The organism is Sphingobacterium sp. UBA1498, assembly GCF_002325125.1.
In the GTDB taxonomy this organism is placed as follows: Bacteria; Bacteroidota; Bacteroidia; order Sphingobacteriales; family Sphingobacteriaceae; genus Sphingobacterium.
The window spans coordinates 433,286-448,447 of the sequence record NZ_DCRG01000004.1; the positions used below are offsets into that span (position 1 = coordinate 433,286).

The window sequence follows — 15,162 nt, forward strand, 5'->3', positions numbered from 1 at the left end:
TAATTATATACGGCACAGTTGTTTTTGCTTATTTCAAACACGATCGGATAAAAATCTTCTTTATTTCATGATGGTTTGTTCGCTACCAATTTTACCTTTGTATTGGCAAACAATTATTAGCCTCCTAGATAACATGATAAAAAAACTATTTTTAAGTATACTACTGGCCTATGTTGGAACAACCTGTGTTATTGCCCAGCAACCCACATTTCTGTCCCATCCGACACTAAGTCCCGATGGTAAAGAAATGGTATTTAGCTACGAAGGCGACCTTTGGAAAGTGGGGAGTCAAGGCGGTGTTGCAGTTCGGTTGACCGGAATGGAAGGAAACGAGATCAATCCACGCATTTCTCCGGATGGAAAATGGCTGGCATTCTCGGCCAATCAAAATGGTAATATGGACATCTATGTGATGCCGCTGGCGGGTGGAGATATTCGTCAGCTTACTTACCACGATGCTTCGGATGAAGTGGACAGCTGGAGCTGGGATAGTAAATCACTTTATTTTACCTCATCCCGTTACAATAGAATGAGTGCCTTTCAGGTTGCTTTGAATGGTGGAACGGCAACAAGATTGTTTCCCCATATCTTTAATTATATCAGCAATGTGGTGCCAACACCCTCAGGCGAATTATTATTCAATGACAGCTGGGAAGGTTATAGTTCAGCCAACCGCAAACGCTATAAAGGAGCTTTCAATCCAGATATTAAGAGTTATAATCCCAAAACAAAAGTTTTTCACCAGTATACCGATTATATTGGTAAAGATTTTTGGCCAACAGTCGACCAAAAAGGAAACATATTCTATGTGTCCGATGAAAGTAATGGTGAGTATAATCTCTATCAAATAGCAGGATCGTCGAAGATCCAATTGACGGCTTTCTCAGAATCAATCAAACGCCCGTTTGTCGCAGCAGACGGTCGTAAAATCGCATTTGAAAAGGGTTACCAACTTTATATTTACGATGTCAATGCAAAGAAAACGATGCAACCTAGCATCGCTCTTAACCGCAACCAGGTCTTAGGAAAGCTGAAGGAGTTTAACATTTCAGGTAACATCAGTAATTTCGACGTTTCTCCGGACGGAAAAAAAATGGCGTTTGTATCCCGCGGGGAATTGTTTGTGTCGGATATCGAAGGAAAGTTTGTTCGTCAGATGCCAAGTCAGGGCGAACGTATTATGGAAGTTAAGTGGCTTAAAGACAGTAAAACATTGCTCTATAACCAAACGTATCTCGGGTATCAAAATTGGTTTTCACGCGCAGCAGACGGCAAAGGAGAGGTAAAGCAATTGACAAAAGATCTGCGTAACAACCGTGACATTACGTTTAATGCAGATAAAACAAAAGCTGTATACTTGAGCGGGCGTGATGAAGTTCGTATACTGGATTTGACAAGTTTGAAGAGTGAAATAGTGGTTAGAGACGAAATCTGGGCATTTCAAAATTCTTCACCTTCATTTTCCCCTGATGGAAACTATCTTTTATTTACAGCTATACGTAATTTTGAACAAGATATTTTTGTGTATAACCTGAAAAATGAGCAAACCACTAATTTGACAAATACAGGTGTTACAGAGGCAGCACCATATTGGTCTCCAGATGGTAAATATATTTATTTTGCGAGTAACAGAACCAAACCATCCTACCCCACCGGTATGCAAAACTCAAGTATTTTTCGGATGGCTTTGACCAATTTTGATCAGCCTTATCGTAGCACAAAGTTTGATGAACTATTTGTTACACCCGAAAAAAGAGATACAACATTAAAACCTAAATCAGTCGCGAGTCCAGCCAGCGATGCAAAGAAAACTGTTTTGGTTCAATTGGATTTAGAAGGTTTGCGTGACCGTATTGAACAAGTTAGCCCTGCATTTGGAACGCAATTTAATCCTTTGGTTGTACAAAAGGGCGATAAATCTTATTTGTTCTATTCCTCCAACCACGAAGGAAAATATAGTGCTTATCGGACCGTTTATGAATTATTTGTGCCAGCTAAAACAGAAAAAGTCACTGATGGAGGCTTTGGCCAATTTGTAGCGTCTTCAGGGAAGTACTTCGTTTTGAACAGAGGAACAATTCAGAAATATAACCTGGATCTGAATAAACTTGATGCGGTGACAATGAGTTTTAAATTCAATCGGGATCTCGAGAAGGAGTTCAGTCAAATGTTTTATGAAACATGGGCCAATCTGGAGGAAAATTACTACGATAGTCACTTTCATGGGGTAGATTGGGTAGCTGTCAAGAAGAAGTATGAACAGTATCTTCCAGGGATAAACGATCGGACAGATTTGCGTATCCTATTAAATGATATGTTGGGTGAACTGAATTCGTCGCATTTGGGTTTTAGTTCAATTGGGCAGGAAGAACGTAAACCGTTTGGTTTTGTAACGAATGAAATCGGTGTACTTTATGATGCCACTAACCCTTACAAGGTTAGCTATATTGTTGCAAATGGCCCGGCTGCAAAAAAGGAAGTTGATATTCAAGAGGGGGATGTCCTCCTTGCTATAAACGGAACAAAATTAAATACGCAGGCCGACCGCGATAATTATTTCACCTGGCCTTCTTTGGAGGAAGAGATCCAATTGACCTTCGATCGCAAGGGAAAGGAAGTTCAGACAAACATTCGTCCGGTTTCCAGCACAACGTTTAAAGATTTGCTCTACGACCAATGGATTAGAGATAACCGAAGCCGTGTAGACCAGTTGAGCGGTAGCAAGATTGCCTATTCCCATATGAAGAACATGTCTGATGCTGAATTGCAACGCTTTTTGATTGACATGGCCGAGCAGGAGAACAATAAACAGGGGATAATTTTAGACTTAAGGTATAATACAGGAGGAAATGTCCATGATGAAGTTTTAAGGTTCTTGTCTCAGCGTCCTTACCTGCAATGGCAATATCGTGGGGGTAAGCGTGCACCACAAAGTAATTTTGCACCGGCAGCCAAACCGATTGTCCTGTTAATTAATGAGCAATCTTTGAGCGATGCAGAAATGACCGCAGCGGGCTTTAAGGCATTAAAACTGGGTAAAATCATTGGTAACGAGACCTATCGTTGGATTATTTTTACGTCAGCAAAAGGTTTAGTTGACGGATCAAACTATCGACTTCCTTCTTGGGGATGTTACACCCTTGATGGTCAGGACCTCGAGCAAACTGGAGTTGCACCGGATATACTTGTGAAAAATACAGTCCAGGACCGGATGGAAAATAAAGACCCGCAATTGGAAAGAGCAATAAAGGAGATCCTAGGTGCCATAAAATAATTCTATTATCCACTAGAATTATTTCATGAAAATGGGCTGTCTAACAAAGTTGGACAGCCTATTCTTTTGCAGCGCTTTTTTTTCTTTGAATATATTCTTTCGCACCTTGTTATTTGTCGCTTTTGCTATTCTTCGCTTTGCATTCTATGATTTCCTCATCTAGTTCTGACGGTTGTCCTGTGGAAATTAGTAGCTGATTTTAAATGGTTTTTATTTTTAAGTTGTTGCTTATTAGGTGTTAATGGTTTTATGTTGCGTTTCATTGTGAAATTGCTGATTGTGTTGCATCCCTTCCAAAAAACTAAACAGGAGATAATATGAAAAAGATTTTTTTAGAGGTAAAAGAGGCTTGCTCGGCAGATTGGGATAAGATGACTCCACAGGAGCAAGGCCGTTTCTGTGGTCAATGTAAGAAGATCGTTGTTGATTTTTCTCAGATGGATGATCAGGAGATTGTAAATGAAATAAAGAACTCTAATAGAAGGTTATGTGGGAGATTTTATGAAGACCAATTAATGCGCGAATTAGATGCGCATGTTTCCTTTGCTAAAAACCCTATTTGGCGCGGTGGATGGACAGGAATCGCAGCGGGATTCATGTTGGTCGGATCGTTGAGTCTTTATACGGCTCAGGCACAAAACAAATTGACGGGGGAAGTAGTCGTTGTACAGTCTGCGATGGGAATCAATAAGGTTAAAGAGCAAGGCCGCATCCACGTGTTAACAAACGATAGCAAAGTATCAAAGGACAGCGCCGATAGTGCTAAGGTTAGCATAAAAGGTCGTGTGGTTTGTGCGGGAAGTGATGTGAGTATGGCGGGAACAACGGTCTCTTTAGGAAAATGTCGTACTGAAGTGGATGATAAAGGGAATTTTCAGCTTTGGGTACCACAATCGCTACTTGGGGTAAATCAAGAGCTCCGTGCACAAATGTTGGGGTATAAAACGGTGGTGGTTCCATTGAAAAATGGGAATCAAATGCATTTGGATAAACCAATAGAAATGGAAGTTAGGCCAATGATCATGGGAAAGATAACTGTTCCAAAGACGAAGCACAATATGGAGCAGAAGACCAATTAAGGTATAGAGACTCTTTATACGGTTCGCTTGATTATTACAAATGCATTAACAATCTCCCTTGAATGTCATAAAAGTCAAAAAAATATTCTTTTTCACTTGACTTTTTCTGCGTTGAACCTTACATTTGGTCTATCGAATGACTTCGTAGCTCAGTTGGTAGAGCAACAGACTCTTAATCTGTGGGTCCTGAGTTCGAGCCTCAGCGGGGTCACTTTCAAAAAAGCCATTTTACGTACGTAGAATGGCTTTTTTTATTGCTAAACAACCTTGATAATTTACTTATTTCAGTTATTAGCTTCATGTTATTAATAGTGTGGGGAGGTTATAAAATTTGGCTATGAGATCCGCTTATCGTATTGGTCATCGAATATTTTCTGCTAGGAAAACATAAAACTCTTTAATCTGTTATTAATTCAGGAAATTAATTGCGTAAATTTGTATTTCAGAAGATAAGCTTATGGAAGACAAGAAGATTTCGATATTGTACGTTGATGATGAAGAAAACAATTTGTTTTCTTTTAAAGCGACATTTCGGCTAAAGTATACCGTATTTACCGCCATTAGTGGCGCTGATGCAATCGATATTGTCAAAAACAATCAAATACACATTATTATTACGGATCAACGTATGCCAGAAATGACTGGTGTAGAGTTTTTGGAGCAGATTATTAAAATTAATGCCGCCCCTATGCGTATTCTTTTGACAGGATATACGGACATGGCTGCTGTTGTTGACGCCGTTAATAAAGGAAAAATCTTTCATTATCTCAATAAGCCTTGGAGTGAAGAGGAACTTGATCAGACGATTCAGCGCGCTTATGATGTATATGCAGAACGTCAAAAGATTGTGGAGACAAATTCTCAGCTAGAGACTTCTAACGACCAATTGGAATTTTTGTTACGCCAAAAGCTACTTTCGTAAAAATAAGATAAGTTTAGGAAAGTAAGCTTTTAAGCTTTGTTGATGTTTTCTGGCATTTTGATAAGCTTTCCATCGTCTATGATGGTCAACTATAAAAGGCTTATTTACTCGGTATGACGACTGTAAAGGTTGTACCTTGATCGGGTTGTGATTCCACTTCAATTTTTCCCTGGAGCTTCAAGAGTGCATTTTGAACATTATAGAGTCCAAATCCCATCCCTTTAGCTTGATCACTAGCTCTGAAGAATAGTTTGAATATATCGTCAACATACTCTGGCGATATCCCTATTCCATTGTCGCTCACAACTATTTTCGCTTTACGTTCTGATACCAAAACAGAAAGCTTGACAAACTGATTCTCTTGCCCCTTACTTTGGTATTTAAAAGCATTAGAAAGAAGATTATGTAAAATGAGTTCAAGAAGCGCCTTGTCTCCATTAAAATTCTCCTTTTGATCCACTAAAATTTCAAAAGCGACCTCTTTATTTTGCGTATACATACTATAAAATTGACGTATATTGCCGAAGAGTTCTTCAAAATTTATCTCGGACAGCAGGAGCTCGCCTCGTCTTAGTAAATAATAGTCGCGTAGGCTGTCAATGTAAGCGTCCAAACTAACTAATGAACTATCCATTAGCGCGAGCAACTCATGAATTCGATCTACGCTGTCAAACTCCAGTCCAAGTTTCACAGCGGAAAGAACTCCGGTCAACGGATCACGAAGGTCGTGGCTAACGCTATAAGCAAACTTATCTAATTCATCATAAGCTTTTTGTAGCTCGCGATTTTTTACCTCAAGCATGGAGTTTGCAACATAAAATTTATTTGCCTCTTCTATAGCCGAAACAATCTCTTCATTCATCCAGGGTTTGCGGACAAATCTAAATATATGTCCTTTATTGACTGCTTCAATTACAGTTTCCATATTGGCGTAAGCTGTTAGAAGAATACGGATTGGCTTTGGAAAGTCTTTTTTTATGCGGTGTAAAAAATCGATGCCCATCTCATCAGGCATGCGTTGATCGCAGAAGATAATACGGATATCCGGATGAGTATGAAGTATCTTTTCAGCTTCAGTTGTGTTGGATGCTGTATAGATCGTATAATCGTATCTAAAGTTCGCTTTAAAGCTAACTAAATTGTTGGCTTCGTCATCGATATATAGTATTTCAAACTCCCTCTGCATAATTTTATTATATGGTTTTATTCCCTTACAAAAGATATGAAAAAATAATAGTTAATTGAACTATTTTAAGTTTATAGTTATACTAATCATTTTGTTGAATTGGAATGATTAGTGTAAAACTGGTACCCTGTCCCACTTCTGAATCTACAACAATCCGACCATGATGTTTTGCAATAGTATTGTAGGCAATGGACATTCCTAGACCAGTCCCCTCGCCGACGTCTTTCGTCGTAAAAAACGGTTCAAAGATCCGTTCATGAATTTCTTTTGGAATACCAATACCATTATCGGCGATTTTGATAAAAACCGAAGTGTCATCGTTATAAACTCCGGTCTCAATACATATTTTTCCACCGACTTCGTGGTTGAATTTTTTATTTACAGCATAAATAGCATTTGTAACAATATTCAGAAATACTTGATTAAGTTTACCTGCATGACATTCTACTTTCGGCATATCTCCATAGATCTTATCAACCTCTATTGTGTTATTCAATAGACTATTGAGAATAACCATTGTTGATTCAAGTCCCTCATTCAGATCGGCAAATTTTAATGTATCCTCATCCACACGTGAAAAAATCCGTAAACTCTTGACTATTTCCGCGGTACGGTGAGCTCCATCGTGCATACCTTTTAATAAAAAATCCACCTCTGTTTTTAAATAGTCAATATCTAGATCGTCTTTAAATTTTTTAATCTGAATTTGTTTTTCTGTATCCGATATACCTTCTTTAAAGGCTATACGTTCCACTTCCTCTAGTGTTTCCCAGATCATCTTTATGTCACGTTTTAATGGGGCAACGTTCGATGTGACAAAATTGATAGGGTTATTGATTTCATGGGCAACCCCGGCTGTCAACTGACCAAGGGACGCCATCTTTTCAGCCTCAACAAGCTGGGATTGCGTTTCCTTTAGGTGAGTAAGAGTGGTCTGTAGAGACTCGTTAGATTGTGTCAATTCACGTGTCCGCTCATCCACTTTTTGTTCCAACACTATATTTTGCTCGCGTATCAATCTTTCGTTTTCTAACGAAATCGCTAATTCCCTGACTTGCGAGGCTTCTTTCTCTTCTTTTAAGATATTGATACTATAAGCGAGACCGAATGATAATAGAGCCATTTCAACAACGGAAGCAATTTGTACAGCGTTGCTTGTAAAATCGTTGTATTGTAGGATGCCATAGTCCTTTAGTAAGAATACTACTGAACCCAACAATAAAACCGTCCAACCATAAACAAAATATTTAGCGGGCTTATAACCATTTATCATCACACGGTAGGATAAGTAAAGGACGAATAAAGACCCCGCTCCCGTTGTTAATTGCATAACCGTAAATGCCAGTTGGGTAAGGTTTAGTAGTGTTAGAACTGGGCCAATGACAAAGAGGACAATGAAAAAAGTGATCACACGCCGTGATCTAGGCGCATTTTTGGATAATTGTAGGAATGAATCTGCAAAAAGTAAGGCACATAATCCTGATAGACATCCAAAAATAATCGGCCCTTTTGTTGCGAAATACGTCCAATTTGGCCATAAATATTGAAAACTGTAACCTTTAATTCCCATTTGTGTTATTCCTGCACAAAGAACATATAGTACATAATATAGATAGCCCCTCTCCCGAACAGAGAAAAATAAAAATAAATTATATATTGCCATAATGCAGACAATTCCGATATAAATACCGCTTAATAAGCTATCATCATTCATTTCTTTTAAGAAACTTCGTTCGTTACTTAAATAGATTGGTAGAATAATCTGTTCGGTGCTCTTAACTCGAATAAAAAATGTGGTTTTCTTATTTCCTGTTAATTGAATGTCAAATGCGTAATTAGGTACCTTATATTTTCTAGCCGAAAAAGGGCGATGTTCTCCCAACTTGATCGATTTATAACTCCCATCTGGTGATGGTATAAATAATTCGACCTCGTCAAGAAGAGGATAGGCGATCTCGAGTAGGAGCTCAAGTTTATCTTTGCCCTTATTTATCATCGGCAACCGGAGCCAGATATCAGAAGATGATGTACCTAAATTGGGGACTTTGCTTCCCAAAGATTGGAAGGATGAATCCGAAGTATCTGAAAAATCAGGCCGTCCATTGCCTTCGTAGCGTTCTAGGCCATATCCGATCAATAAGCGCTGCGTTGGGTGTTCTATAATAACCTCTCCAAAACAGGGCGAACTATATGTACAGATCAATAGGAAAATTAGGTTAAGCCAGCATCTCATCACAATATGCTATTTTTTTGCTTCGGCGATAACTAAATTCATAGAGACAAGGAAGCAGCCCGCTTCGTCAGCTTGGTTCAATGTGTTTTGAAACTCCTCCATCTCGGCGGTGCTCAATTGCTCTTTTTCGACCATTTCTAAAAGGATTTTATCTAAAAATAGATAACGATTAGCTTCCTCTTTCGAGCGGGCCACCATACAAAATGTTTGCAATTCTACGTGTTTAAAACCTTGATTTAATAGATCTGAGGTTAATTTATTTCCGGCCCAGCCATTATTAACTTTTTCATTGGTCAAATAATGGCATATCTTTGCCTCAATACCCACGTGTTTGCTATAGAATGTCAGACTATTCCAGATGGTCTCAACGATAACCAGAGGTTTCCCCTCAATCAAAACACGGTGAACCTCGGCAAACATTTTTTGCGCCTCCGCTAGATGTTGTACAACGCGTTCCATTCTAATACCGGAGATGGAATTGTCTGCAAAGCTAAGGTTGTAAACCTCACCTTGAACGAAGTCTACATTTTTTATGTTTGCAGCACTTGATTTCGCATGCTCAATTAGGGTGTTATCATGATCTAAACCAACGACTAGTACATTATCACCCAGCATGTTCGCCAAGTTGATGGCATCCATTCCAGTGCCACAACCAAGATCGACAACCACGCCCTCTTTAATCGAATTGAAAGGAGTGTATGAATGTATTTTCAATTGTTTAAGAAAATCACCGGTATCCATCAAGTATCCGGCATTATAATGCTTATTGTCCATTACAAAATATTTAAATTACGATCATCTGGCCTATGGTCTAATGATGTATGTTTCAGATTTTTAATAATCTCATTTAGATCCCATTGATTCAAATTCGGAATATCAATTTGATAATGGATTTCAATTTCTTTATTCCGCAAAGTTTCTATGCGGACAATATTGGAATTATTACGAAGGGAAAGAATTGCATCTTTGTTTTCTTGATCGGCTTCGGTTAGGGTTTCTAGGTTTCGCATAATCATCACAGTTGCCAGCAGGTCTAGCTTAGGATAATAAAATGTACCATTATTTCCAACACTGGTGTCGATCCGGTAGCCAACACTTTCTGCTAATTTTACTGTATAAGGAGCGCATAAAGCAAATAGCGATTTAATGCCGACCTGTGTACTGATCGCAGCGCCAGCCCGTGTTAAAAATATGCTGCCAATGCCATATCCAGCAATCTCTCGCGAGTTCCATAGCCCACAGCCTTCACCTGTTCCCTTTTGCGCGTACTCATAAACAAGGTCTAAAATTTTAGCATCCATCGATCCGGTTGCTTGTTCAATCGGAAGAGGTTCGCTACCACCAGATACGTGTATGCGTACTCCTCCATAGACTTTGTCGCCATCAAGGGATTCTACGATCAGCACGAATGATGCCGGATTATACATCCAGTCATTTTTGGAGGAAGTCACCTTCTTCACGCCTATAGCCGTTAATACATGCGCGTGTCCTTCTATGAAACGTTCACAGGTTTGGGGATCGTCGATAGCCCGAAATGCTCTTAGTCTTACTACTGGACGTCCTTCGTTGAATAATAATGCCACCGAATGCTTGATTTATCGTTTAAACGCAAATCTAATCAATTAAATGCAAAGCTGTTTATTCTTCAAATAATTTATATCTTAAAGAAATTATCTGTACTTTTCAATGATGAAATTATTTGATTTTTTTCATCTACATAGGCAAAAATTACCTATTTAAACTGATTTCATCGAAAATATTTTATTGTCTTATTAAATTATATTTTTGACGTCATAATGTCCACCTCACAGCATTAATGTTTCTGCAGGGTATTTTTATAAATCTGACCATCTTTCATAATTACCAAAAAGTTTTTATCTGGATCTGCCAACAATTTTAGATCCTTGAGCGGGTCACCATCAACAAGGATAAGATCTGCCAGAGCGCCTTCCTCAACACTTCCTAGTTTGCCGGGATATGGACTTCTTAATCCTGAAAGCTGTAGAAGTTCACCATTATCGTGTGTGACCATTTTAATGATTTCGGCATTTGTAAACCACTTTTGAAGTCGCAATATAAATGCATTCTGCAATTTATTCAGATCAGGTTCAAAAAGGAAATCTGTACCCCAGGCTAGTTTTACGCCATATTTTTTAGCCATAGGCCACACTTTTTCCTGACCTTCTATGACAGGTTTACGCTTGATTCTTCGTTGCGGATCCATATCGGGCGTATCTTCCACAAGATTCTGTAAACTTAGCCAAATATTGTTTTTTGCAATTAGCTGCAACGTTTCTTCGTCAAGCAATTGTCCATGTTCGATACATCTTACGCCAGCTTCGATCGCTCTTTGAATCGCTCTTGGTGTATAAGCATGTACGGTGACATAAGTTCCCCAATCTTCTGTCGCTTCCACTGCCGCCTTCATCTCGTCAAGAGTATATTGGGTTACATCTACTGGATCGTATGCAGAAGAAGTGCCCCCGCCAGCCATGAGTTTAATTTGACTCGCTCCAAATCTCAAATTTTCTCTCACTGCAGTCAATACCTCGGCACGCCCGTCGGCGATAAATGTGGCACCATATCGTTCTGCACGAGAGACTACTCCAAAAAAGCGGCGTGATTTTTCCTCAGGAGTACGAAAGTCCCCATGCCCTGCCGTCTGGCTTATCGTAGCCCCAGATGGCCATATCCTAGGTCCCAAAAGTTTGCCCTTATCAATGGCAGCTTTTAATGGGAATATTGGACCACCGACATCTCGTACACTTGTAAAACCATGCATTAACATCTGTTGAGCCGAACTGCCTACTGTATTGAACAAAAATTCTTCCGATAAGTCATTTGTCATCATCTGTGGCATTGTCAAAGCGCCAAATACCAAATGTACATGGGCGTCAATCAAACCCGGCATGAGGGTTTTGCCTTTACCGTCAATTCTAATGACATCCTTATCTTTCGCCTTAATTGGAGACGCGCTTATGTGCTGAATGGTGCTGCCTTCTATTAAAACATACCTTGGAGAGGTTAGCATTTGACTCGTAAAGTCAATCAGTTTGACATTTTCTATTAAAACCTGCTTCTCCTGACCTTGGATAGCCTGTAGAAAAACTATACAAAGAAATAGAGTTAGTAGTTGACCTAGACGCATAGTATGAAGAATCACGGTGATATATAATATGACAAATAAATTTTGATTTCAACGAACTGATGTCAGCTCGAAAAGTATCTTCTAAGTTAAACTATAAATTTAATATATTTTAGATGTTTCGGCACAAATTTTCTCTCGACTCCTCTTTTTAGGTAAATAGGAGTCAATAATGCTAGCAATCATTTGAAAAGAGTTAATTTTATTCCATTATGATGTATAAAAAAATCATTCGAAGTTATTTAAGTGGTGTAATTCCTAAGATCAGTACTAATAAAGAACTGTTCACCTTGTCTTTCTTGCTCGGTTTATCAGCCTATCTCTTCCTGATCGTTTTTCAACCATTTGGAACGTACAATTTTGATCATATCCATAAATTTGTTTTGTTATCCGGATATGGGGCAATATTATCTGCAGCATATATACTAGTTTCTCTTGTCTTACGTACAAAAATCGAAACGATTGCTATGGAGTTGTTCCGCATTACCCTTGTACTACTAGTGACAAGTTTTTGTAATTTCATCTATCATGGTTGGATTATTAATGGTACGCCTCTACAGTGGGGCAACCTCCCTTATATTGGATTTTATACACTGTCACTCTATAGTCCAATTGGAACGATTTATTTTTTGCTTCGAATAAACAGGTATAGTCCACATCCTATACAAAATAATCCGCTTAATGTTGTAATTCCGATAAACTCAGATGCGATATCAAATCAAGGTAATGATTGTCATTTTTTGACATTAGTCAGAATTCCAAATGGAAGCCAAACATTAACATTACGGCCGGATGATTTTATTTTCGCAAAATCGATGGACAATTATTGCATGATCTATTTCAGAAAAGATGATACACTGAAGAAGCAAATGATACGAATAACATTAACGCACTTGTCTCAGCTTCTACATACGGGGGCTATCCACCGGTGTCACCGATCATATCTAGTCAACTTTGAAAAGGTATTGGTAAAGGAAAGAAATGCACAAGGTTTTTTGTTGCGTTTTGCAGATATTGAAGATTTCGCCATCGTTTCAAGGTCTGCAATTGAATCCGTTCGACCCTATTTATAATCAACGGCCAGCTGCGCTGTTGTCAATCATCCCTAAAACTTGACGTATACCACATAATTTTGTGTATTCCTAAAGTGGAGCATAATTTCACTTAAAAAAATATGAAAACTAAAAATTTAAACCTGCTCTTACTATTTCTTTTTTTCGGAATATATTTTATTCTTGATTATTCGTTCTTTTCAACACTGCAATCTACTCTAATTAACTATATTCCTAGTCGGTTTTTAGGGCACGTGTGCGCTTATTCTATAAGCCTTTTGCCACTATTTTTGGGAGCAATGCTACTTAAGCCAAGAGAGTCAGATAAATTCTTTACAAAATTCGGGTTAAATGGTTCTTTTCTACAAGGGATTTCTTTTGGGGTGATAACAACTTTGCCGATGTTCTTGGGTTACGCCTGTGTTTTTACCATAAATCGCAAAATAGATCCAAACACGCTATTAATAAATAGTGTATCTTCAGGATTCTTTGAAGAGATAATCTTTCGTGCCTATTTTTTTGGTTTAGTTTTTCGCTATACCCGACTAGGCTTCATTCCATCCATTTTTGCAACGTCATTCCTATTTGCCTTACTACACCTTTATCAGAGTCAGGACTTGGTTGAATTGGTTTTGATATTTAGCGTAACGTTCTTCGGCGCGATCCTGTTTTCGTGGTTGTATGTCGAATGGAAGTTTAATCTATGGATCCCGATCGCACTTCATATTTTTATGAATTTAACCTGGATGATCTTTGATGTTGCTGACAATTCCGCTGGAAATGTATGGAGCAATTTCTTTCGTTTTTTTACTGTCTTTATGGCGATTGTATGGACGATCTTGCATGCGCGGAAAACGAATGCTGGTCTACAGGTCAAATTGAGAAATTTATGGCTGAACAGTTAATGGGATATCTTATTTCAAAGGGCGTTTGTGGCTGTACATGTGTTGTTGCAAAATGACCCTCTTGAAGATCATATGAGCAATAGTTTATGGCTAAAATAGATTCTTTGGTGATCGCTAACTCTTGGATAATCTCTGAAAACAGTATTTTTTTTGGCATAAGATTGGCTAACTTGATGTTTATGAATAGACTGTTATTTTTACCACTATTGCTCTTGATCGGATCAGCTTTAGCCATTGGAACATTGAGTTGTGATCGCAACACAAACGATAAAGGCACAGGTGCAAAAGATTCATCTATAGTTAAAATAGTAGCTGTAAAGGATACGATCACCCCTACGCAATTCCCTCCTTTGCCAATTGATTATGAAAAGACGAAGGTTTTAAAAAACAGCTATGTGGTTGATCGGTCAGGCGTTGAACTTCGTCAGGGGCCTGATCAGTCTGCGCCGGTATTGGGGAAATATCCCTATGGTACCAAACTCGATGTTATTGCTGAAGAAGGGGATTGGGTTGCCGTCATGGATCGCATTCAACGGGATTATAAAGGAGCACAAGGTGAGATGGGTGATGTAACGAGATGGGAAAAGGTATATGTCGCAAAGTCGAAGCTGGGAAAACAAGATCAAATTACAATATCACCAAAAGATTTAAACTTAATCATTTCTATTACGATAAATGGTCGAGAAACCTATTATGAAAAGGGACATTCTTTAGATAAATATCTCCGGGTAGAATTGATCGATGAGCAAACATTTTCTGCAGCCCGTAAAACTTCGAAAGACTACTTGGTAAAGGATACCATGTCTTATCCTAAAAATGGGAAGGTATTGGAGCTGCCTTTGAAAAATGGGGAAAAACTAATATTTACGGATAAGGGTATCGATAGTGAATTAGAAGAGCGGTATTCGTACAAAGGGCATTATGATTTTCTAAATGCTTATGCAGTGGAAGGGAATTATTGGGAAAGTTCTGATGTACGCCTTTTTGACAAACAAGACGGTCATTTAATTGTGGAGTGTGGTGCCTCCCCCTTCTTTTCATCGGATAAAAATTACCTAATGACTCTGGTGGCTGATCCTTATGAATCCACGGGCGACTTACAGCTCTTCCACGTGAAACAAGGGAAGGTTTCACCAATGCTTTTTGTCAGGTTTAAGGAGTGGATGCCAACTTGGAAGGACGAACTGATATTCTGGGGGAACGATGGTTGCATCTATACCGCTGCTAACCATATCAATGGCTATTGGGGGGATGAGGGTGCTTTAAATGAAAAAGCACAGTTTATTAGAATTAGCATATTACCACAGTAGAGAACAGCTAAGCCCTACTTTTATTGATCGGAATACTTAGATTGTATTATTTTTCT

Annotated in this window: 11 protein-coding genes and 1 tRNA gene; 7 read left to right on the top strand and 5 right to left on the bottom strand. The window is 38.7% G+C overall.

Translation table 11 applies throughout. The features are described 5' to 3' along the window. Positions 1–133: 133 nt before the first annotated feature. From B3139_RS04770 to B3139_RS04785, 4 genes are all read left to right on the top strand, one after another. Positions 134–3,274 carry a S41 family peptidase gene (locus B3139_RS04770; RefSeq protein WP_293880304.1) on the top strand — a complete coding sequence of 1,047 codons (3,141 nt, stop codon included), beginning with the start codon at positions 134–136 and terminating at the stop codon, positions 3,272–3,274. Positions 3,275–3,591: 317 nt separating this feature from the next. Continuing rightward, complete coding sequence (locus tag B3139_RS04775; protein ID WP_293880306.1) at positions 3,592–4,353, top strand: hypothetical protein; 762 nt, start codon at positions 3,592–3,594, stop codon at positions 4,351–4,353. A gap of 138 nt (positions 4,354–4,491) precedes the next feature. After that, positions 4,492–4,564: transfer RNA gene (locus tag B3139_RS04780), tRNA-Lys, on the top strand. A gap of 246 nt (positions 4,565–4,810) precedes the next feature. Next, on the top strand, positions 4,811–5,275 hold the full coding sequence (locus B3139_RS04785) for a response regulator (protein WP_209576897.1): 465 nt from the start codon (positions 4,811–4,813) through the stop codon (positions 5,273–5,275). Positions 5,276–5,375: 100 nt separating this feature from the next. Here the strand turns inward: B3139_RS04785 and B3139_RS04790 are convergent, their stop codons facing one another. The 5 genes from B3139_RS04790 to B3139_RS04810 form a co-directional block, all read right to left on the bottom strand. Further along, complete coding sequence (locus B3139_RS04790) at positions 5,376–6,461, bottom strand: hybrid sensor histidine kinase/response regulator (protein WP_209576895.1); 1,086 nt, start codon at positions 6,459–6,461, stop codon at positions 5,376–5,378. Between the two features lie 82 nt (positions 6,462–6,543). Then, entirely contained in the window at positions 6,544–8,694 is a 2,151-nt protein-coding gene (locus tag B3139_RS04795; RefSeq protein ID WP_209576893.1) for a sensor histidine kinase, read from the bottom strand. Between the two features lie 9 nt (positions 8,695–8,703). After that, the gene (locus B3139_RS04800; protein ID WP_209576892.1) at positions 8,704–9,468 is read right to left on the bottom strand and encodes a methyltransferase domain-containing protein; all 765 of its coding nucleotides are present in this window, start codon (positions 9,466–9,468) and stop codon (positions 8,704–8,706) included. Further along, complete coding sequence (locus B3139_RS04805) at positions 9,468–10,277, bottom strand: hypothetical protein (RefSeq protein ID WP_209576890.1); 810 nt, start codon at positions 10,275–10,277, stop codon at positions 9,468–9,470. Before B3139_RS04805 ends, B3139_RS04800 begins: the two co-directional genes overlap by 1 nt. A 230-nt stretch (positions 10,278–10,507) precedes the next feature. Next, positions 10,508–11,842 (bottom strand): metal-dependent hydrolase family protein, encoded by a 1,335-nt coding sequence (locus B3139_RS04810; protein WP_293880314.1) that lies wholly within the window; start codon positions 11,840–11,842, stop codon positions 10,508–10,510. 209 nt (positions 11,843–12,051) lie between these two features. Here B3139_RS04810 and B3139_RS04815 point away from each other — a divergent pair, with 209 nt between their 5' ends. The 3 genes from B3139_RS04815 (at position 12,052) to B3139_RS04825 (ending at position 15,106) form a co-directional block, all read left to right on the top strand. Next, positions 12,052–12,912 carry a LytTR family DNA-binding domain-containing protein gene (locus tag B3139_RS04815; protein ID WP_293880315.1) on the top strand — a complete coding sequence of 287 codons (861 nt, stop codon included), beginning with the start codon at positions 12,052–12,054 and terminating at the stop codon, positions 12,910–12,912. Positions 12,913–13,013: 101 nt separating this feature from the next. Next, positions 13,014–13,796, top strand: a complete 783-nt coding sequence (locus B3139_RS04820; protein ID WP_293880317.1) for a CPBP family intramembrane glutamic endopeptidase — start codon at positions 13,014–13,016, stop codon at positions 13,794–13,796. Positions 13,797–13,975: 179 nt separating this feature from the next. Further along, complete coding sequence (locus B3139_RS04825; RefSeq protein ID WP_293880319.1) at positions 13,976–15,106, top strand: SH3 domain-containing protein; 1,131 nt, start codon at positions 13,976–13,978, stop codon at positions 15,104–15,106. Positions 15,107–15,162: the final 56 nt, after the last annotated feature.